The organism is Bowmanella yangjiangensis (assembly GCF_017255015.1).
In the GTDB taxonomy this organism is placed as follows: domain Bacteria; phylum Pseudomonadota; class Gammaproteobacteria; order Enterobacterales; family Alteromonadaceae; genus Bowmanella; species Bowmanella yangjiangensis.
Window position 1 is genome coordinate 81604 of the sequence record NZ_JAFKCS010000008.1, and the last position, 21666, is coordinate 103269.

At 51.2% G+C, this 21666-nt stretch carries 12 protein-coding genes; 2 read left to right on the forward strand and 10 right to left on the reverse strand.

The annotated features are described in order from the left end of the window. Positions 1–104 precede the first annotated feature (104 nt). Complete coding sequence (locus J0A65_RS10270) at positions 105–551, forward strand: DUF6491 family protein (RefSeq protein ID WP_206594089.1); 447 nt, start codon at positions 105–107, stop codon at positions 549–551. Between the two features lies 1 nt (position 552). Here J0A65_RS10270 and J0A65_RS10275 read toward each other — a convergent pair whose 3' ends face one another. The 10 genes from J0A65_RS10275 to J0A65_RS10320 all read right to left on the reverse strand — a co-directional run bounded on the left by J0A65_RS10275 (position 553) and on the right by J0A65_RS10320 (position 19017). Beyond that, a complete protein-coding gene (locus tag J0A65_RS10275; RefSeq protein ID WP_206594090.1) occupies positions 553–2766 on the reverse strand; it encodes a GH92 family glycosyl hydrolase in 2214 nt (737 codons plus the stop codon). After that, the gene (locus J0A65_RS10280) at positions 2766–4556 is read right to left on the reverse strand and encodes a sodium:solute symporter family protein (RefSeq protein WP_206594091.1); all 1791 of its coding nucleotides are present in this window, start codon (positions 4554–4556) and stop codon (positions 2766–2768) included. The genes J0A65_RS10275 and J0A65_RS10280 overlap by 1 nt, the downstream gene beginning before the upstream one ends. Beyond that, positions 4553–7078 (reverse strand): beta-mannosidase, encoded by a 2526-nt coding sequence (locus tag J0A65_RS10285; protein ID WP_206594092.1) that lies wholly within the window; start codon positions 7076–7078, stop codon positions 4553–4555. The genes J0A65_RS10280 and J0A65_RS10285 overlap by 4 nt, the downstream gene beginning before the upstream one ends. A 37-nt stretch (positions 7079–7115) precedes the next feature. Then, entirely contained in the window at positions 7116–7853 is a 738-nt protein-coding gene (locus J0A65_RS10290; RefSeq protein WP_206594093.1) for a copper homeostasis protein CutC, read from the reverse strand. Next, on the reverse strand, positions 7850–9568 hold the full coding sequence (locus J0A65_RS10295) for an endo-beta-N-acetylglucosaminidase (RefSeq protein ID WP_232849868.1): 1719 nt from the start codon (positions 9566–9568) through the stop codon (positions 7850–7852). The genes J0A65_RS10290 and J0A65_RS10295 overlap by 4 nt, the downstream gene beginning before the upstream one ends. Beyond that, the gene (locus tag J0A65_RS10300) at positions 9568–10536 is read right to left on the reverse strand and encodes a N(4)-(beta-N-acetylglucosaminyl)-L-asparaginase (protein WP_206594094.1); all 969 of its coding nucleotides are present in this window, start codon (positions 10534–10536) and stop codon (positions 9568–9570) included. Before J0A65_RS10300 ends, J0A65_RS10295 begins: the two co-directional genes overlap by 1 nt. Further along, positions 10533–11444 carry a glucosamine kinase nucleotide-binding domain-containing protein gene (locus J0A65_RS10305; protein ID WP_332874327.1) on the reverse strand — a complete coding sequence of 304 codons (912 nt, stop codon included), beginning with the start codon at positions 11442–11444 and terminating at the stop codon, positions 10533–10535. The genes J0A65_RS10300 and J0A65_RS10305 overlap by 4 nt, the downstream gene beginning before the upstream one ends. Positions 11445–11637: 193 nt before the next feature. Next, positions 11638–14526 carry a discoidin domain-containing protein gene (locus tag J0A65_RS10310; RefSeq protein WP_206594095.1) on the reverse strand — a complete coding sequence of 963 codons (2889 nt, stop codon included), beginning with the start codon at positions 14524–14526 and terminating at the stop codon, positions 11638–11640. Positions 14527–14576: 50 nt separating this feature from the next. Then, positions 14577–17477 carry a TonB-dependent receptor gene (locus J0A65_RS10315; RefSeq protein ID WP_206594096.1) on the reverse strand — a complete coding sequence of 967 codons (2901 nt, stop codon included), beginning with the start codon at positions 17475–17477 and terminating at the stop codon, positions 14577–14579. Positions 17478–18009: 532 nt separating this feature from the next. Next, the gene (locus tag J0A65_RS10320; protein ID WP_206594097.1) at positions 18010–19017 is read right to left on the reverse strand and encodes a LacI family DNA-binding transcriptional regulator; all 1008 of its coding nucleotides are present in this window, start codon (positions 19015–19017) and stop codon (positions 18010–18012) included. 302 nt (positions 19018–19319) lie between these two features. On the opposite strand from J0A65_RS10320, the gene J0A65_RS10325 reads away from it, so the two are divergent. After that, positions 19320–21653, forward strand: coding sequence for a GH92 family glycosyl hydrolase (locus tag J0A65_RS10325; RefSeq protein WP_232849869.1), 2334 nt, complete (start codon positions 19320–19322; stop codon positions 21651–21653). Positions 21654–21666: the final 13 nt, after the last annotated feature.

Sequence of the window (21666 nt, forward strand, 5' to 3'; positions counted from 1 at the left end):
CAATGATGGACGGCATAGCCTAAAGGTTTTTAGAACGGCTGGAAAAAGCCCCTGTCAGGCAGTAGGCTTTAAAAGCATCACAACCGTCCGGCAAAGGAGCAAAGATGTCTAAGCTGATTGCAAGCGTACTGGCTTTAGCCTTATTGGCAGGTTGCGCCACTTACCATCCAAGTGAAGAAGAATGGCAAACTATGGTAAATGACTTTGTAAAAAGTCAGCAGCTTGAAAGCATTAAGCGAATTACCACCTTTAAACTGGATAGCTGGTATCCCTTGGGTGAACAGCATTTAGTCCTACGTACCAGTCCTGCAAGATCCTATTTATTGAAACTAAAAGGACGCTGTCCGGATTTAGACTTTGCCCAGGCATTGGCCACCGACCAAAGCATAAGTTCACAGTTGGATGCTAAATTTGACGCTGTGTATGTGCCAGGTAAATTCCATGTACGCTGCCCAATAGACAGCATTTACCCCATCAGCAAGGAACAATACAAAGCCTTAACGTCGTGGAAAAGCGGCAAGCAGGAAGAGGCCAAGCCTGCCGCAAACTAAATCAAGAACGGGGTGCCATCACAAAGCGCAGTTCACCGCCTTGTAAGATCTGCTGGTGAGTCAGGATAGGACTTACCAGCTTTTCGCCGTTTAACCAGACCGATTGTACGCTTCCCTCACCTTCTTTCTTGACGCTTAGCTGATGACCATTGGCTAGGCTCAGGGTAGCTTGCTCAAACTGTGGGGTGCCTAGCACGTATTCACCACCGACCGGATTTAGCGGATAGAAGCCCATAGCGCTGAACACATACCAAGCCGACATTTGTCCTAGGTCGTCATTGCCGGCCAAGCCATCGGGCTGCGCCAGATACATAGTGTCACGGATCTCTTTAATACGTGCTTCGCCTTTGTGCTTATCTGCGGTAAAGGCATACAGATAGGCCACATGGTGAACCGGCTCGTTACCATGGGCATACTGACCGATCAGTCCGGAAATATCAGGAGATACATCACCCTGCATCTCGGAACTGGTGGAGAACAGCTCATCCAGCTTAGCCACAAAAGGGCTTTCACCACCAAAGAGTTCAATCATACCGGGTACATCATGGGGGACAAAGAAGCTGTACTGCCAGGCGTTAGCTTCGGTGTAATCGGTATTACGGTGCTCAACATAAGTAGGGTTAAAGGGGCTTACCCATTGACCTTGTTTATCCTTGCCACGCATAAAGCCGGTGCTGGCATCAAACAGGGTACGATAACTTTGTGCACGCTGGCTGAACAGCTGATAGTCATCTTGCTTATCCAATGCCTTGGCCATCTGCGCAATGGCCCAGTCATCAAAGGCATATTCTAAGGTTTTAGACACCGCTTCGACTTCCAGCTCGGATGGGATGTAGCCGTACTGACGATACAGATCGATACCGAATCTGTCCTGCATAGCCGAGGCCTTAATGGCCGCCATGATGTGTTCAGGGTCGGCACTGGTCAGGCCCTTTAAATAGGCATCCACGATCACAGGTACCGCGTGGTAGCCAATCATCACGTCGGTTTCGTTGGACATCAGATCCCAGGTAGGTAGCAAACCTGTCTCGTCATAAAAACCCAGCATGGATTTCACCATATCGTCCACTTTCTCCGGATTGCTGAGAGTCAGCAGCGGATGTAAAGCGCGGAAGGTATCCCACAACGAAAACAACGAATAGCGTCCATAGTGCTTGTCTTTATGCACCGCGCCATCTGCGCCAAAGAAAGCGCCGTCCACGTCATGGAAGACCTGCGGGGCCACAAAGGCATGGTAAAGGGCAGTGTAAAACTTGGTTTTGTTAGTCTTGTCAGCATCCTCAACCTGGAATTTACCCAACTGATTTGCCCAGGCCTGGGCAGCCTGCTGTTTTACCTGCTCAAAGCCCAGTTGCGCGGTTTCTGCCGCCAGGTTGGCCTTAGCCCCAGCAATGCTGGTGTAGGACAACGCGACCTTAGCTTCGATGGCCTTAGCCGGTTTACCAAAGTTCAGCACAATCTTGCCTTTTTCGGCCTGCAGTTGATCGCCTTTCACTGCTTGTAAGTCGTTCAGCAACTGGTGGCTGAAGGGCGCATCAAATTTGGCCACAAAATAGATAGGCTGATTTTTGGCCCAGCCTGTAGACAGGCGATAGCCGGTAAGTGTGTACTTATCTTCAACCCGTAAAAAGGTCACAACAGGCTTGTCGTAGTTCTGCGCATAGCCCAGATCAAACAACAGTTTGGCGTCCTGCTGACCATCAAAACGGTAGCGATGCACTCCTGTGCGAGTGCTGGCGGTCAGCTCGGCCTGAACTTGCTCTTCGGGCAGATACAAGCTGTAGTAACCAGGACTGGCGCTTTCCTTATCATGGCCGTAGGTTGTAAATATACGCCCTTTGTCATCTTTGGCGCGGGCTTGATAGTCTCCCCGAAAGGGCATCACCAGCACATCCAGCATGTCTCCCACACCAGTGCCGGAAAGGTGGGTATGAGAAAAACCCAGCAGAATGTTATCTGAGTAATGGTATCCCGATGTCCAGTCCCAGCCCTTAGAAGGGTTATCCGGGCTCAGTTGCACCATGCCAAAAGGCACTAAGGCACCGGGGAAGGTATGACCATGACCGCCGGTACCGATAAAAGGGTCCACAAAGTCCAGCACCTGCTGCACAGGCAGAGCCTTAGTTTCAGATACCTGTGAAGTAGAGGAGGCGCATCCCAGCAAAGACATCAGCGGTAAGGCCGCAAGGCCGTAAATCAAGCTTTTCGTTTTCATTAATCTTTCAACTTATCTAACCAGTTTTTCTTCAGGAACCAGGTGGTCAGCAAAGCCAGCGTCAACGCCACCAGCATTTCTGTCCATTGTTGGATAACCAGGTAAATAGGCAGAGCCACCAGGCAGATTTGCCAGGCCATGCCGACCAGAATATTGACCATGTCGCGGCCTGGGTGGGTATCGGGATCAAAACTCGGATCCTGGGCCAGCACTTTGGCCCGAATGGGTCCCCAACAACCCCAGGGTCTGACCTGGCGGTAGAAATCACAGAGCACCTTGTCATCTTCTGCCGGGGTCATAAGCGTACCTATCACCGAACCGGCCAGGCTTATTAGCAACAGCACAGGGAAAGCGAACAGCGGGTGGGTGTGCGGCATCAGCAGCGGCAAACACAGTGAAGCCAGCAAACCGGCCATCATGCCCCAGAAGTAACCGTAAGCATTGAAGCGCCACCAGTGCCATTTAAGCAGATTGGCAGCGGCGTAGCCGCCAAATAACGCACCAAAGATCCACTGCATAATGTCGTTAATACTGGACAACATCAGGCCAAGCCCGACACCCACCAATACCAGTACAAAAGACACCAAATAACTCACTCTGACATAGGTTTGCTTGTCAGCGTCAGGGCGAAAATAACGTTTGTAGATATCGTTAACAAAGTACACGGGAGCCGCATTCAGCGACGCCGCCAAGGTCGACATAAAGGCCGCCAGCAGCCCGGCTATCAGCAGCCCGGTCAGTCCCACCGGCACAAAGTTACTGATGGCGTAAGGCAGAATTTGCTCAAAATCGAAAGCACCGCCCTGAGCCTGAATATCCGGGCCCATATACACCAAGGCCAGTACCGTCAAACCGGCCACCATCATATAGCGGGGGAAGAACATCACCAGGGACACCAGGCCACTCATTTTGGCTGCTTCCTTGGGAGAACGGGTCGCCAGGATCCGCTGCATATCATAGTTAGGCACAGGCCCTGCCATGGAGAACAGCACGCCCTTAAACAGCATCATCATTACCATCAGGCCGATAAGCTCCAGACTGTCGGACTGAATCTTGTCGTTAACACTGTCTATCAGCCCCTGCCAGTTTAAATCCAACTGCCAGCCAAACCAGATATTGTCCCAACCCGCCGGGGTCGCGGCTTCAATTTGCTCCGGGCTGACCAAATTAATCGCTATGATACCTACCGCCACCGCTGCAATGGTCATAATCACAAACTGCAGGACTTCGGTGAACACCACCGAGTACATGCCGCCTTTGATCACATACAAGGTGGTAAAGGCGAAGATAATCAAGGCGTAGGTATCGGGGGATAGCTGCCAGGGAAAGAATATCGCCGCAAACTTGCCGATGCCCTTGAAGGCATAAGCAATAAAGCCGATGGCACTGACGATAGCAAAGACTACCACCACCAGTTGGCATAACTCGGCGCCACGACCACTGCCAAAGCGGGTTTGCAACCACTGGGCACCGGTCATGACATTGGAGCGTCGCAGCCAAACCGACAGGTAGACCATCAAAAACACCTGATTAAAGATGGGCCAGATCCAGGGCAACCAGGCGCTCTTCAGACCATAAACAAAGCACATGGACACCAACCACATAGTGCCGGCAATATCGAACATCCCCGAGGCGTTTGATACCCCCAGTGCCCACCAAGGGATCTGCTTACCGGCCAGGAAGTAGGCATTCATATCGCGGCTGGCCAGCTTGGAGATATACATCCCAAGCCCCAGCGTACCGAGCAGGTATGCAGCGATGATAAGTAGGTCTAACCAAGCCAGGGTCATTGGCTTTGCTCCTGGAATAAAGACTGATAGCGAGCACTTACAAGCAGCTGTTCAATCTCAGTTTGGCTAGCCCCCGGCAAGGCCAGGTGAATACGCTTACTTTGGCCGGGCAACAAGTCAAAGAAGTTATCGGAAAAATTGCCTGCCGCGCCGTCTATTTCCACATGGCATTGGCGCACCAGGGTGGGGCTTTGCAAGGTCAGGGTCAGGCTTTGCTCACCCACCTGGCTTGTCACCTCAAGGTTAGGCGCGCTGAGAGCTTGCTGCTTGCTGGGTACAAAGTAAAACAAGCTGTCGGTAAGTTCCTGCCCCTGGCTATCAATCAGCACAGCTTGCAGTACCACTTTATTGGGGTTATGTGCAGCCAGTAGCTCAATTCTAGGTAGCATAGCCACCTGAGCACTGCCATTGGCTGGTGTACTGATGAGCTGCTCCTGTTGCCACAGCTTATTGCCGTTGAAGTCCAGCAAGGTCAAACCTACTTTGGCATTGATTGAATGCAAGCGATCACTAACCAATCTGATACGGATGCTCTCCTGTACCTCATCGATTACCAACAAGTCGGTGCGGAAACTGCGCTTAGCCTGATAGTGTAAGGCCTTCCAGCGACCATAATAATCAATGCCGGACCAGGACGCGGCCGGCCAGGTGTCATTGAGCTGCCAGTAAAGGCTACCCATACAAAATGGCTGCGCTGCCCGGTGCGCTTCAAAGGCCAATTTCAGTCCTTCGGCTTGCTGCACCTGACTTAAAAATAGCAAACGGGCAAAATTTTCCGGCGCGCTATATTCTGTATCCATATAGCTACGGATAAGGCTGTTGCCGCGAGGGTGCTTCTGGTGCACCTTCAAAACCTGCGAGTCCAGATGCCAGTCTTGCTGTTCGATAAACTTCGCCATGGACGAGGCCAGCGGAAAAGACTGGAAGCCAAATTCACTCATAAAACGCGGTATGCGTTTCTGGTACTCGCTAAACGGCTCTTCACCATGCCAAACCCCCCAATAATGGTGATTACCCATATGATCCATATCTTCTTCCCAGAAGCCTATGGGGGAGGAGCGCAGATAAAAACGTCCGGCATCAAGCTTTGCCACCGCCTCTGGCAGGCACTGGTCAAACAAACGAATGTAATCGTCTTTTAAACGGGCATACAGGGCATCGCTATAGCCAAATTTTTCCGGCCACTGCCAATGCTTAATGCCCATATCTACTTCATTATTTCCGCACCATAAGGCCAGGCAGGGATGATTGCGCAGACGCTTAATATTGTATTCAGCTTCCTCTCTTACATTGGCGAGGAAGGCCTCGTCAGCCGGATACAAAGTGCAGGCAAACATAAAGTCCTGCCATATCAGAATGCCGTGCTCATCAGCTAATTGGTAGAACACCTCATCCTGATAAATACCACCGCCCCATACCCGCAGCATATTCATATTGGCATCCACCACTGCCTTGAAATCCTGCGCATGGCGCTCTGGTGTCATACGGTGTACAAAGCTGTCACCGGGAATATAGTTGGCGCCTTTCATAAACACTGGCTGGCCATTCACGCGGACAAAGAAAGACTGACCCATGGCGTCATCTTCGTTCACCACTTCGAGGGTACGAAAACCAATGCGCTGCTGTTTGCTGTGCTGCGCTTGATTGCCAATCAGCAGGCTAAAACTGAAATCATAAAGATAAGCTTCCCCTAAGCCATTGGGCCACCAAAGCTGTGGTGAAGCTAAGTCAAAATCCAGCCGCTGGATGTTTTCGCCCACAGTCAATTGTACAGGGATTTGTTTATTCAGTTGCGGTGCCTGCGCACATTCCACCTGCAATATGGCCTGCTCCGCCAGTGCCGATTGCATGCAAATATCAAAACTGAAAAGGGCTTGTGTGGCATCTAACTGATGCTGAACAAAATGCGTATCGGTGATCTGACAAGCCGTTATGCCCTGCAGATAAATAGGCCGCCAGATACCGCTGGTGACAAATCTTGGGCCCCAATCCCAGCCGAAGTGGCAAGGGGCTTTGCGACAATAAACACTGAGTTTGTCCTCAGATTTATCGTTCTCGGCAGGATAAGCAAAACCGGCCTGTTGATATTGCGGTAGCACTTCTTTGATGGGAGAGCGAAAACGTATCTCCAGCAGGTTCTCACCTTCTTTGAGCAAGGATTTGCACAAAATGTGCTGTCCAATAAACATATTCTGACTTTCGGCCAGCTTCTGGCCGTTTAAATACAAGTCACAAAAGGTGTCCAGGCCTTCGGCAACCAGTTGAATATCCTGGTACTGCCACCAATCGGCGCTTAGGTTAAAGCGCTTCTGGTAGTGCCAGTCTTCTTGCTCAATCCATTGCAACTTGGTTTCATTATCGCGGTAGAAAGGCTCATCTATCAGCCCATTGGCCAGAAGATCGGTAAAGTTGCAGCCCGGTACCTGAGCAGGAAGCCAGGTTGCGGCGTTGGCCTGACGAAACTGCCAGTCACCACAAAGATCCAGACGCTGGCCATAATGCATGGATGAATTCGTAATCATAATACTCTTAGAAAATAAAAATGCTGCGGTGACCGGATCACATCCGGTTTTCCGCCTGACACCGGGCCACCATATCGGCCACCCAGCTTTGATTTACTCTGCCCTTATCCAGCAGGGCCGAATAACTGTGCACCGACCAGGCTTGTGCTTTGTTTTGCAATGCCGGAAGCAGGCTATCCAGCACCGCAATTTGAATCCCGCCGCCCACCACCAGCTCAATGCGTCCGGCGGCTTGTTCAAGCAGGGCGCTTAACACTGGCAGTCCTTGCAACGCGCCCTGGCCACTACCCCATGGGGTACCGGCGCTAAGCACGCGGCTGATACCCAGTTCAATCAGTTGCTCGAGGGCGAGCTTAGGGTTAGCTATGGCATCAAAGGCGCGGTGGAAGGTCACTTGCAACGATAACTTTGTGGCTAGCTCAACCAGGGGTTTGAGACTTGCCATATCCAGTTCAGCCTGCTGGTTCAAGATGCCCAGCACCACGCCGTCGGCGCCCTGCTCAGCGGCCAGATAAATACCTTCCCGCATCAGCTCAAGCTCATCAGGGGAGTAACAAAAATCACCACCGCGAGGGCGAATCATCACGAGCATACCGGGTACATTCGCAAAGGCGTCCCGCGCAATCTGCATAGCTTCGCTGCTGGGAGTCAGGCCGTCATGCTGCATCTGTCCGCATAGCTCAATACGAACCGCGCCGCCCAGGCGGACCGCGCGCACATCTTCACCAAGGTGCATCAGGTCGTCGGCATTAATACAGACTTCCAGGCCTCTCATGGCAGGATCTCCAAACCACCCAAACGCGCCTCAATGGCCTGTTTTCCATCGCCCTGCAAGGCGATGCGAACCAGCTTCTTACCTGCCAATGACTGCAACGACACTGTCTGTGTTGACCAGTCCTCGGTGGCATCAAGCGGCAAGTGCAGTGTTTGTCCGTCTGCGGTTTCCAGCAACAGCGACAAGCCATGGCTTTGGCCACGGCTGGTAACTAACAAGCGACTTGTGCCACTGAGTAACAGCTCGGTGGCATACAAAGGTGCATATGCTTTGTCGCCTTGGGGCTGAGTGACGGCCAGACTACTGCCACCGTTAAAGGCATCATCAAAGGCAAAGTGCAGCTTCATGGCGCCCTCATTGGCAAATTGCCAGGTCGGCAGTGGCTCCTGATAGGCCATATTGGACCAGGAGCCGCCTTGCTTTTGGCCTTGCTGCCACCAATGCTTGCCCTGCCCGGTATTAAAAAAGGTCACCAAGGGCAGGCTGCTGAGGGTGGATTTAGCCGGTAGATAACCTCCCAGCCCTTTCCAACCCTCGCTGTCGACTTTGGCCAGGTTTAAATCGTCACCGGCAAACAGTCGCACCTCGGTGGTATAGAAGGCCTGCTCGTCATCGGCATTTTTTTGGAACTGGCTAAAGGCCGGGGTATGCGACTCGCCGTCAAAGTTATAATTCACATTGGGAGCAAACAAGGCGATAGAGGCAAGCGCCTGGTCGTCTTCAAACAGCCAGTCCAGCCACTGATGGCGGCTAAAGGCACGCTGAGCATTGCGACTGGGCCAAAGGTCGGCCCCCACATACACATCAAAAGGGCTGCGTCCCAATTCCTGGGCCTTAGCTACCGAGGCATGAACCATCTTCTGATCCCACCAATAGTTGAGAAAGATGGCGTCGGATGAGCGTACCTTATCCTGCAGATACACCTGGTTTTTGTCATTCAGTTGGTTTTGCCAACGCACTTCGCCACTGGCAACCATGGCGTCATACCAATGGATTTCCATACCTTGCGGAGCCTTGGCGGTCAGGTATTGCACGAAAGCCAGCATACGCGCGGCCAGCGCCTCGCCTCTTGCTTGGTTCTTCTGCCCTTTAAGCAACTGGTTGTTGTCATCTTTAACCGCGGTAAGGTCGGTTTCCTGATTAATCAACCAACCGTCAAAACCATAAAAGCGGGCTATCTCTATCAAGCGGTCTGCCACCACAAAACGCCCTTGTGCGTCTTGCTCCAGCAAAGCTTCAGCGGTATCGGCACTGCCCCCCCACTGGGCAACCCCCAGAAATACCGAGCCTATGACCTTTACGCCATTTTTATGGGCGGTTTCTACCCAAGGGCGGGCCGGGATCTGAATACCTAAATCGGCAGTACCGGCAAACCAGTTGAGCACGTCAATCTGTGACCAGTGCGTAAAGTTATACAAGTTAAACTGCGGCTGAGTTTGCAGATAATTGGCAAAGTTGTTCATGCCATCCGGTGCATACAGCACCTTAGCAGGCGAAGCTTGTTGCCCGTCCAGTAAGGCAGGAAAACGCCGGGCCAGTGGCACCGCAGAAACATTTTGAACACTGGCCTCTGCCGGCGTCCAGGCTTTAGTTTGCGAAATAGTTAACGCAAAAGGTGGCTGGTCATGCAATATCCTTGCGCTGTCAGCCTGCAGAGCAGCGGCAAACAGCGCGGCACTTAGCATCAGAGGTCGAAGTAACAAGCCGGCACGCATCAAGCCTGGCCTCCCAGCAAACTCTTACCGTCAATCAGTTGGGCACCGCTTTGCTGGCGGACCGCGTAGTTAAAACCGCTTTGAATACAATAAGCCCCGTACTCACCGCGTTTATTCAGCGCTAAAAAGCCCACCTGGAACTGGGCATAGTCGCCAAGCTTTCTGGCAATACGCTCCACCGCTTGGCGGCAGGCCTGCTCAGGGCTTGCGCCCTGGCGCATCAGTTCCACCACCAAATGGCAACCGACAGTCTTAATCATCAGCTCGCCCATGCCGGTGGCGGTGGCGGCACCGACTTCGTTATCCACATACAAACCAGCACCAATTAGCGGCGAGTCGCCCACCCGTCCGTGCATTTTGTAAGCCGCGCCACTGGTAGTGCAGGCGCCGCTGAGATTACCAGCTTCATCCAGGGCCAGCATACCTATGGTGTCGTGGTTCTCGATATTGATCATCTGTACTTTCTGGTCTTTTAGCCATTGTTGCCAATCGGCTTCAGACTCAGGTGTCAGCAGATTCTCTTCTTTGAAGCCCTGCTCCAGGGCAAATTGCTTGGCGCCATCTCCCACCAGCATCACATGGGGAGTCTTTTCCATCACCAAACGCGCCACCGATATCGGGTGTTTAATATCCTGCAAAAACGCTACCGAGCCGCAATTCATGTTTTCATCCATAATGCAGGCATCCAGGGTCACTTTGCCGTTGCGATCCGGATAGCCACCGTAACCTACGGTACGCACTTTAGGGTCGGCTTCAGGCACCCGAACACCGGCTTCTACAGCATCCAGTGCGCGACCACCTTTTTCCAGTATCTGCCAGGCCGCCTCATTTGCCGGGGTACCATGCTCCCAAGTCGACACCACAATGGGCTTGTTGACCTTGGTGGATGCACCAGCAAGCTTAGGCATCAGCATGCCAACGGCACCGGTAATGGCAGATAGTTTTAGAAAGTCGCGTCTTGAGCTCATAGGGAGTCCTTAGTCTTGTTTTTCTGCTTATGGGATTGCTGGGCAAACAAAATGGCGCCCTGCTGTGGACTCGCTAGTGCCGGACCAATCGTCATCACCAGTTGCGGGTCAAGCCAGGGTTTGATGCGCTCGGTAATACCGCCGATCATGGCCAAACGGGTCACGCCGCAAGCCAGCAACCGCCGGATCACCTGATTGATAAAGGCCGCACCTTGTTGAATCAGGCCCAGACTGACCTTATCCCCCACATCCGCCTGTTCAAACACCAGCGGTGCAAGCTTGGCGTAGTCGGTAGCCGTGGCATGCATAAAGGCCTCGGCCAGTTGGGTTGCGCTGCGCGTTTCCAGCAGTGCCTGGGTTAAGCTGGTAGACAAACCTACCCCGTCAGCATCCAGCAATACCGCTTTAACGGCTTCAAGGCCAAACCAGGCGCCGCTACAAGTTGCGTTGATGGGGAAACCGAAACCACCAACCTGAGTCAGTTTGCCTTTACAGGCCGCTAAAGAACTAAATCCGGTGCCCAGAATAATCACGCCACCATCCATGCCCTGATGGGCACCAAGGGCTGCGGCATGCAAATCTGTGGTGAGATACAAAGCCGCAAAGGGGTGCTGCCAGGCCTGCATCTGTGCTTGCATCTGCGGCAAGTGCAAACCAGCAAGACCACCACCAACCACCAGACGTGCCATCGCCTTATCATCCAGCCCGGCCTCACGTAGCGCGTCCCGGGTGGCATTGATAATGGAATCCTTGCACTGCTGTACACCGTACACCGGATTGGCCGGACCGCCCTGGCCCTGGCCCAATACCATACCCTGACCATTCTGGATCATGACCCGACAGTGGCTACCACCGCCATCAATGCCCATGAAGAGGGGATCTTGCTCTTGCAGGTTTTTGGTCTTCACACAAACCTCATTGCTGTTTGGTTCATTCGCCGAACCGCCATTTCACAGGCAGAAACAGCTTTAAGCTGTCTGTTTTCTGCCTGCAATTTGTTCCAGGTCGTCTATCAAACACAATGCCGCAGCAGGTTAATTCCCTGTGCGGCGACTATCCATACAACAGAAATGCCAGCGGCGTAGCCGCCGGCTGATGGGCTTACAGGTCAGGACCAATAAGCTCAATTTCTGCGATTTGCATCAGGGTATCATCGCCTTTGTTTTTGGTGATGTTGATGCGATAGGTGTTGAACGCAAATCCATTACCCATTTCAAACAGTTTACGTTCATAACGATTATCCCAAGACTCACCAATCCAGCTTCCCAGACGAGTCCAGGTCAGGCCACCGTCATTGGAGCCTTCGATGTTGAAGTTTTCGGGGTCACGGCCATCCGCGTCATTGGCACTGGTAATAGCTATGCTGCTGACGATCTTGGCTTGTGGCAGGTCCACCTGAATCCAAGACGGGTCTTCCTCACTCGGCGCGCCTTTCCATTCGTTATGATCCAGCCACTTGGTTTCAATATTATCGTCGAAGGCCATCGGACCGGCCTCGGCATCACCAATGGCATTACGCGCAGTCACTTCAACACCTTGAGCAGACGAATGATCTACCGACTGATACTGCGGACCAATCAGCTCAATCTCAGCCACTTGCATCAGCGTATCGTCACCTTTGTTTTTGGTGATTTCTACCCGGTAGTGGCTAAAGCCCAGATCGTTACTAAAGGGGAAAACCCGACGCTCAAAGCGCTCATCAAAGCCTTCGCCAATCCAGCTAGCCAAAGTTACCCAGTTCTCTCCGTCGTTTGAGGCTTGGATATTGAAGTTTTCCGGGTCACGTGAATCTGCATCATTGGCACTTATCATGCCCAGCTTATTCACTGCAACAGGCGCAGGGAACTGGACCTCAACCCAGGACGGTTCTTCTTCGCTCGGCGCACCTTTCCACTCGTTGTGATCCAGCCACTTGGTTTGTGCATCGCCGTCAAAGGCCATGTCGCCCGCTTCAGTGTCACTGATAGCGTTACGGAAGGTCACCACTTTGCCGTCCATCAGGGCATGGTTGAGATCCGGCAACTTGGGTCCGACCAAACCGATTTCGGCAACCTGCATCAGGGTGTCATCACCTTTGTTCTTAGTGATATTCAGCTTGTAAGAGCTAAATGCCAGGCTGTTGGCCACACTGAACTGACGACGTTGATAACGCTCGTCAAAGCTCTCACCTATCCACTCGGACAAGGTGACCCAGTTCTCACCATCATTGGAGCCTTGTAGATTGAAGTTTTCCGGGTCACGGGCATCGGCATCATTGGCACTGGTAATCACCAGGGTATCTACCGCCTTAGGCTCGGGTAAATCGATCTGTACCCAGGATGGGTCTTCTACCGTAGGCGCACCTTTCCAGTCGTTGTGATCCAGCCATTTAGTTTCCACATCATTGTCAAAAGCCATAGTCTCAGCTTCTGCATCACCAATGCGGTTGCGGGCCGTGATATTGGCACTGCCTACCGGGTCGGTGTGGTCAGCGCTGGTATAAATGGGACCAACAAATTCCACCTCGGCTATTTGCATCAGGGTGTCATCACCTTTGTTCTTCGTGATGTTCAGACGATAGTGGGTAAATTCCAGTCCGTTTACAAAGCGGAATTCCTTACGCTCAAAACGCTCGTCGAAGGTCTCACCAATAAACTCGGCCAAGGTAATCCAGTTTTCACCATCATTAGAAGCCAGTACCTGGAAGTTTTCAGGATCACGAGCCGGGGCATCGTTAGCGCTGGTAATAAACAGACTGCTTACTGCCTGTGGCTCGGCAAACTGTACTTGCAGCCAGGATGGGTCTTCAACACTTGGCGCACCTTTCCATTCATTGTGATCCAACCACTTGGTATCGAGATTACCGTCAAATACCATAGCTTCGGCTTCCGCATCACTGATACGGTTACGACCAGTAATCACCGCAGAGGCCAGATTCGCCTCAGTAGTGATTTCATGCACGGGGCCGGAGCTGGTATCACTGTCCAGGAAAGCCAAAGACAAGTCTATAACCTGCTCTGCCGTGATAGCCAATTCTGGCAGATAAGGAACGGCACTGATGCTTGCCAACATGCGCTCACGCAATGGCGTAAGTACACTGACATCCCCTTCCTGCGCGATGGTGATAGCACCTGCCACATCATTCATTAAACTGCTGAAGCTTTCTCCTTCAGTGATGTTGGCAAAGGCCGCGTTAGCCAGTGACAGTTTGATAATGTCACCACTGACCAAGGTATCCACACAAACTTCTTCGGTTACTGGATTACCTTCAGCATCGGTGACAGGGTTACCCTCGGCATCAGTTTTTGGCACATCATCACAGCTTTCGCCTGTGACAAAGTTTTCATATGACTCAGCACTGACCAGCTCTGTGCTGAATACGTTAGCTTTGGCACTAATGCCCAGCGCTTTGAGCAAAGTTTGCGAGTTATCAGACAAGGCCAGTTCGTAAAGTGGACGTACCGACACATTGCGACCACCCGCGACCTGCTCGGCCACCAGGGTTGAGGCCACCGTGGTCAAGGCATTAGCCTGGAAGCTGGCATCAGCGACGCCGTCAGAATTGCTGGCATAAGGTACTTGTACGTAAGTCAGGGTAGTAAAGGTGGTGCCATCTAAAGGCGCACCAGAGAGCATGTCCCCCATATCCACACCGGCACAGCTGATTGCATCGCAGACCATACTGGTACTGGCATCGGCTTTCACTTCGACTTTCAACATACCGTTGATACCAAAGCCCTGCTTTCCTTCAACGCTGAAACTGATCTTGCCGTCGGCATCAGTTCTGTCGCCAGAGCCCATGCTGATATCAGAACCGTTCATTTGCGTGACTGTCACCAATGCATTACTCAGGGTGCCTTTAACCGCAGAACCACTAATATCGGCGGAAGTGGTATCAATGACCACGGGGATATTGGCAGGATCGGCTTCGCCTGCGCCACCACATCCATATAAACCGCTCATGGCGAGCGCAATTACTGCATACAACTTGTTGTTTTTAAAATGTTTCATTGTAATTCCTCTGAATCTTTTTACGGCTGCCCACTTACGCAGGCAGGCCCTTAGAACCTGTAGGTAGCACCCATGTAGAAACGACGACCACTGTAGGCATTCTGGATAAAGCGGTTATCCGTATCGTTGCCAAGGTGTCGGTAGGTGTCCGATTTGGTCAGGTTGATCACTGAGGCTGACAGCACCAGATTGTCGGTCAGGTTGTAGCTGGCGTTCACATCCACCTGGTCGTAAGCTGCCGTGTAGAAGTTGGTTTCCCAGGAAGCGGAATAGCCGCCTACACTCGGGCCCCGTTTGTTATATGAAGCACGTACACTAAACAGGTCATCTTCATAGAAAGCAGACAAGTTCCATTGATACTTGGAGCTGCCGATTAAAGGCGACTCACCGACCTTCTGGCCATCCAGTTCTACGTTGGCCTGATTGGTGTTGTTGCGCGTGTAGTTTGCGTAAAGACCAAAGCCATTGTCGAAGAAGTGCTGCCAGAATACTTCGGTACCTTTAGAGCTGGCGTTAGTACCATTTGCCACTGTGCTAAAGTCGCGAATCAGCAGATTGTCGCCACCCGCGTTAACCACCTTGTCACCGGCATTTGGCAGGGTGAACTGCACTTCAGGCAGGCTTCGGGTAGTGTCGATAATCAAAGGCACGACAAAGTTGTCTACGTCCTTTTTGAAAAACGCAATACCAAAGCCCGAGCCTTCGCCGTAGTAATATTCCAGTGACGTATCAAACTGGGTTGACTCCAGCGGCTTCAGATTGGAGTTACCACCTGACCCAGTCCAGCCCTCGGAATCACGAATAGTATCGAAGTCATCAGCAGCAGAGCGGTCTGCAGAGTATTCGTTAGAGGTGTAGGTCAGCGTCTGGAACTGGCCGATTTCATCATAGCCAGGTCTGGCCATCACTTTGGCCGCTGCTACACGCCAAACCCAGTTGTCATCAATATCCCAGACTAAGTTGAAGCTAGGCAGAATCTTGTTCTGAGTATTCTCTTTTTCAATGTAGACGAACTCTTCTACACGTTGCTCATCCTCGGGTAGCATGTCACCGTTAGCATCTTTCCAGTCCAGGCGGTAGTTAATCTTGTCAGATGAGCCAGAGGTAGTGGTAGTGCGCACAAAACGCAGGCCTAAGTTACCGCGTAAACTCTTGTAGCGGTAATCCGCCTGCATATAGGCCGCGGTGATTTCTTCTTCTACGCCGTAAACATAGTTAGGCTCAATACGGGTGTACTTGACGAAGTTGTCCACCAGATGTTGCTGATACTTGTGCCAGTCAACGGCAGGGAACAAGTTGGTATTAATCACATCCGACAGATTGCCAAGGGATTCAGACTTCACCACTTTGGTGATATCCGGAATACCGCCATTACGCGAGTAGTCATCATCCAGATTAATCCCACCATCTGCTTCTGCGGCAGCAATATCAAAGTCTGGCGCCAGATAGAAGGTATTACGGGTATCGCGGTGAATCTTGCCGTTACGGTATTTAGCACCGAAACGCAGGGTGTCAACTATGCCCCAATCAACGTAGTAATCCACATCCAGGCTCGCATACTTCTCTTCCTGCGTGCCAGTAACAAAGCTTGAGTCGGTTGCGCCTACGTCTGCTTCCCCACCAATACCTGCCACCAGATTATTGATCATATTAGGATCCATATAGGTGGTCATACGGTGGCCGGACAGGTCGTAGCCATAGAACAAAGACGCTTCGTTGGCATAGTAAGCCGCACGGTATTTTTCAGACGGGCCACCTTCGGCTTCCGTCTTACCGAAGGTTAGCCTGGCCTTATAATTGTCACCCTCGTAGCTGGCGAAGAAGTCGAAGGTATCTGAGGTTGATTCTTCAACTATGTACTCACCGTTAATTCTCGGAATGGCCGACAATCGTTGCCCACCGGACGTGCCAACTGAATAATCAATGCCGGTGACATACTCTGCTTCGGCATCTACGCGAATATCGGTCCAGAAATTGTCATTGTTGTTCCACTCGGGGTATTCCAACTGGTTCAGAATCGCATTTTGACCAAGGGTGAACTTAAAGTAGTTCATACCAAATTCGAGGCTGTCAGTTACCCGCCACTGGGCAGTAAACTGATAACCTTCGCGCTCGCGATTCTCTTCCCAGATTTCTTGCACCATACTTTGTGGCGCGTAACCTTTAGCCCCACCTTCAACCAGTTGGTTGTCCTGGCGCTCCTGATACAGGAAGTTTTTATTGATGATATTTACCCGCGCGCTTTGCGAACCATTAGTACGATCCTGGCGGGTATAACCGAACAACATACCGAAGTTTTCGTCGTCGTTTTTCCACGAATAGATACCGCTAAACTGCGGCTCATACTTGTCGGTAATATCAGAGTTGGTGTATTCGACATTCAATACACCGGAATTCTTGTCCATGCTCAGCGGCTTGCGGCTGTGCATCAATACGGTACCACCTATACCGCCCTCATCCAGACGGGCTTCAGATGATTTAAATACCTCTACCCGCTCAATCATGGTGGAAGGCAGCAATGCATAGGAGAAGGAGCGGGATGGCTCACCAGGAGAAGAGGCAATAAAGTTGCCGTTAAGCTGGGTAAAGGTCAGGTCAGAAGACAAACCACGAATACTTACCGTTGCCCCTTCCCCGCCATCGCGCTGAATCACCACACCGGGAACACGCTGCAACGAGTCGGCGACGTTTTTGTCCGGAAACTTACCAATATCTTCGGCGGTAATGGCATCGACCACCGCATTAGAAAGACGCTTAACCGCCAGGTTTTCTGAGGCAGAGGCACGGATCCCCCTAATCTCAATGACCTCTGTCTCTTGCGCTTGTTGTTGCTCGCTGGATTCCTGCGCCTGGGCTGTTGCCCCAATGGCAGTCAATACAGATAAGCACAGCAGGGATTTGGCAAAACCTCTTGAGGGCGAGGTATTTTTTGTTGTGTTCCAGGTAGCCATTGGCTTCTCCACTTGCATTAATGTAATCGTAAACACAGAATTAACAACAAGACACAATAGGTCTTTAATTTCAGTGAGTTACACTTTTACTTAGATTTTACACATTGCAATCAATCACGAATCCAAAATGTAATCGATTACAAATTGGTTAAAATACTAGCCCCAGTACCAAAACCTGTCAACGTTCCAAAAGGTGAGAAATAACAAATCCTTAACCACTGCCACTTAATGAAGCATCAAAGATAAGCCCAACCAATTGATTTAAATTGGATTTTTAATTGTAAAAAATTAGTGAGACAGAAAACTAAGTTGTTTAAAAATGTTACTTCAGGCTAGGTAAAGAAAACTCAGTCTATTGAAAGCGAAGACCGCCAGGCAGACTCTTTGCCCGTGAATAGCCTTTGGTTCCACAATTCAGGCGGTGGAGAAAAATAGCGGGCCAGGCTTAGCTATCCAATAAATAGCCAATTGGCGTTATCCGGCACCGATCTTTAGTGTGGAGCCACGTCACCACCAGCCCCATCGCGGGATTTCAGGCCTTGGCCGGCCCCGTGCTTCCGCGCTCCAATAGCTGAAAGGGCAATATTTCTCTTGTGCGCGACAAGGGTTGACGATTTATAAGCTGGATAAGCACATCCACCGCGCGGCGGCCCATTTCATAGGCGGGTTGGTCAACGGTTGTTAGCGGTGGATCCATATAAGCCGAGACTTTGACATTATCAAAACCGGTCAAAGATACGTCCTCAGGCACGCGTAAGCCTTGGCGTTTTAGTTCATACAGGGCACCTATGGCGATATCATCGTTGAAGCAAAAAATCGCCGTGGGCGGGGTGTCCCGTTTCAGTAATTCCTGCACACCTTCAATGCCGGTTTCAATGCGGTAACTGCCACCAACCAGCATATCTTCTGAGAAGTCTATGCCCTCTTCGTTCAACACACTTTTAATCCCTGCCAGTCGGTCATGGTGGATCTGACTGGTACGTTGACCGGCAATAATACCGAAGCGGCTATGTCCGTAGCTAATCAAATGATGAGTCAACGCTCTGCCAGCAGCATAGTTATCAAGCTCAATAAAAGGATAGCGACGCTCACCTTCTATGCGTTCACAGACACTGACCATAGGCACTTTTTCAGCCAAAGCTGCGTCATTGGCAGAGAAGGGAAAAGAGTGGTCAAGCTGAATCAGTCCGTCAGCTCGGTTGGTCAGTACCATACTGGCGTATTCGTTTTCACGGTTGGCTTTGCCTTGCGTATCCCCGAGTAACACTGAGTAACCTTTTTCCTGTGCAGCCTGCTCGATGCCCTCGATAATGCGCATAAAGAACGGGTTTACCAGGTTAGGCACCAGCACCACGATGGAGTTGGATTTACCGGTTTTAACACTAGTCGCCAACCAATTGGGCCGATACCCCGCCAACTGAACCGCTTTCATCACTTTTTCCCGGGTGTTCTCTGTCACCAGCTCAGGATTCTTGAGTGTCCTGGATACTGTTGCCGTTGAAACACCGGCTAATTCACTTACCTTTTTTATATTAGTCATGAACGCTAACGATTCCTGTTGTTTGCTGGGCCCTTCCATCGGCTGAGGCAATGCACACCTGTCCTTCTGTTTATATAATTTCACCCCATAAAGGCAATAGCAAGTATAGATGTAATCGATAACAAAAATAACATATCGTAAGATAATAACGCCAAAATCAACCGTTATAGCCGTTTTTATTTGGGTTATCGGTTGAAATGACATTTTGATCTAGACGTTCCAAATGTAATCGATTACAGTTTTACGAATTGTTAACCTGACCCTGTTACAGACTCTACATTTGGGTCACAATTGAGTGGAACATGAAAATGCGTAATGCCTGCCTTGTCGCGGTCAGCCTGTCATTACTGGCCTGCGCCAACCAGACACCCCAGCAATCGCACCAGACCAAGGTCAACCTGGTGGCCGAAGATTTGGTTCAATATGTTAATCCCTTAATGGGTACGGATTCCAAGTTCAGCTTGTCCAATGGCAATACTTACCCAGCCATCGCTACGCCTTGGGCCATGCATTTCTGGACACCGATGACAGCGCCTATGGGCGACGGCTGGACTTATAAATATGATGACGACACCCTGCGTGGCATCAAACAAACCCATCAGCCTAGTCCCTGGTTAAATGACTACGGTGCGTTTTCACTGATGGCGGTAACAGGGTCATTGAAGTTTAAAGAAGACGAGCGTGCTTCATGGTTTTCCCATAAAGCCGAACAAGCCAGTCCTGACCACTACTCGGTTTACCTGGCCGATTATGACACCAGCATGGAAGTGACGCCCACAGAGCGGGCCGCACAATTTCGCTTCACCTTCCCGGATACCGAACAGGCATATATTCTGCTGGATGCCTTTAATAAGGGCTCAATGGTGAAAATTCTGCCTGAGCAACGCAAGATTGTCGGCTATGCGCGTAACAATCATGGCGGAGTGCCGGAGAACTTCCATAACTACTTCGTGGTGCAGTTTGATAAAGATTTCGAACTGACTCACACCTGGCACGATGACTGGACGCTGCAAGAAAACAGCCTGAGCAGTAAAGGTGAGCATGTCGGCGCTATCATCGGCTTTAAGACCCAAAGAGGTGAGCAGGTGCATGCCAAAGTTGCCTCTTCCTTTATCAGCCTGGAACAGGCCGAGCTAAACCTGCAACGAGAAATCGGCCAGGACAGCTTTGCCCAGACGCAAGCCAAGGCAAGAGCAACCTGGCAGCAAGAGTTGTCCAGAATTCGGGTAGAAGATCAGGACCTGGATCAGGTACGCACTTTCTATTCTGCTTTGTACCGGGTGCTACTGTTCCCTCGTAAGTTCTATGAATACGATAACAACAACCAACTGATACACTACAGCCCCTATAACGGCGAAGTACTGCCCGGTTATATGTTCACCGACAACGGTTTCTGGGATACCTTCCGTGCCGTCTTTCCTTTCTTCACCCTGATGTATCCTGAACTGGATGCGCAGATTATGGCGGGGCTGGCCAACACTTATAAGGAATCCGGTTGGCTACCTGAATGGGCTAGCCCTGGTCATCGCAACGTCATGGTTGGGTCAAATTCCGCCATCAATATTGCCGATGCTTACTTAAAAGGGATCCGCGGTTTTGATATGGAGACCCTGTACCAGGCGGTGAAGAAAAACGCTGAGGTCAATGAAGGCCGCCCAATGACGTCAGTGGGCCGTGAAGGTGTGGACTACTACAACAAGCTTGGCTATGTGCCTTACGATGTGGGTATTCATGAAAATGCAGCCCGCACCCTGGAATACGCCTTTGCCGACTTTAATTTGTACAAGCTGGCTAAAGCGCTTGGTAAAGAGCAGGATGCTGAGCTCTTCCGTCAGCGCTCTCTGAATTACCGGAATTTATTTGATCCTGACACAGGTTGGATGCGCGGCAAGAATGCAGACGGCAGTTTCCAGTCTCCCTTCAACCCGCTTAAATGGGGTGACGCCTTCACCGAAGGTAATGCACTGCACTACACCTGGTCGGTATTCCACGATATCGAAGGCTTAAAACAGCTAATGGGCGGACAGCAAGCCTTTATCGATAAGCTGGACCAGGTTTTCGATATGCCACCGCTGTTTGACGACTCTTACTATGGTTTCACTATTCACGAGATCCGCGAGATGCAGATTGTCAACATGGGTAACTACGCCCATGGCAATCAGCCTATCCAGCATATGATTTATCTTTACAACCACGCTGGCCAACCCTGGAAAGCCCAGTACAAAGTGCGTGATGTGATGGACAAACTGTATTCCGCTACCCCTGATGGTTATTGTGGTGACGAAGACAACGGTCAGACGTCAGCCTGGTATGTGTTCAGTGCGTTGGGTTTCTATCCGGTAACCCCCGGCACGCCCGAGTATGTGATTGGCAGCCCGTTGTTTGACAAGGTCACACTCACCCTGGAAGACGGCAAGACCTTTGTGGTTGAGTCCAGCAACAATCAGGCTGACAGCCCTTATATCCAGCAAGCCTGGTTAAATGGCAAAGCGCTGAATAAAAGCTGGTTGGATCATCACGTGATTCAGGCCGGCGGCAAACTACATTTCGACATGGGACAAACCCCGAATAAAGCCTGGGCAAGCAGCAGTTCAGCCCAACCTTATTCTATGTCACTTGAGGCTTCACGCCACTAACGTATGGGCGCAG

Coding starts and splice junctions, on each gene's coding strand:
- J0A65_RS10270 (WP_206594089.1), top strand. CDS start 105: ATGTCTAAGCTGATTGCAAGCGTACTGGCTTTAGCCTTATTGGCAGGT.
- J0A65_RS10275 (WP_206594090.1), bottom strand. CDS start 2,766: ATGAAAACGAAAAGCTTGATTTACGGCCTTGCGGCCTTACCGCTGATG.
- J0A65_RS10280 (WP_206594091.1), bottom strand. CDS start 4,556: ATGACCCTGGCTTGGTTAGACCTACTTATCATCGCTGCATACCTGCTC.
- J0A65_RS10285 (WP_206594092.1), bottom strand. CDS start 7,078: ATGATTACGAATTCATCCATGCATTATGGCCAGCGTCTGGATCTTTGT.
- J0A65_RS10290 (WP_206594093.1), bottom strand. CDS start 7,853: ATGAGAGGCCTGGAAGTCTGTATTAATGCCGACGACCTGATGCACCTT.
- J0A65_RS10295 (WP_232849868.1), bottom strand. CDS start 9,568: ATGCGTGCCGGCTTGTTACTTCGACCTCTGATGCTAAGTGCCGCGCTG.
- J0A65_RS10300 (WP_206594094.1), bottom strand. CDS start 10,536: ATGAGCTCAAGACGCGACTTTCTAAAACTATCTGCCATTACCGGTGCC.
- J0A65_RS10310 (WP_206594095.1), bottom strand. CDS start 14,526: ATGAAACATTTTAAAAACAACAAGTTGTATGCAGTAATTGCGCTCGCC.
- J0A65_RS10315 (WP_206594096.1), bottom strand. CDS start 17,477: ATGGCTACCTGGAACACAACAAAAAATACCTCGCCCTCAAGAGGTTTT.
- J0A65_RS10320 (WP_206594097.1), bottom strand. CDS start 19,017: ATGACTAATATAAAAAAGGTAAGTGAATTAGCCGGTGTTTCAACGGCA.
- J0A65_RS10325 (WP_232849869.1), top strand. CDS start 19,320: ATGAAAATGCGTAATGCCTGCCTTGTCGCGGTCAGCCTGTCATTACTG.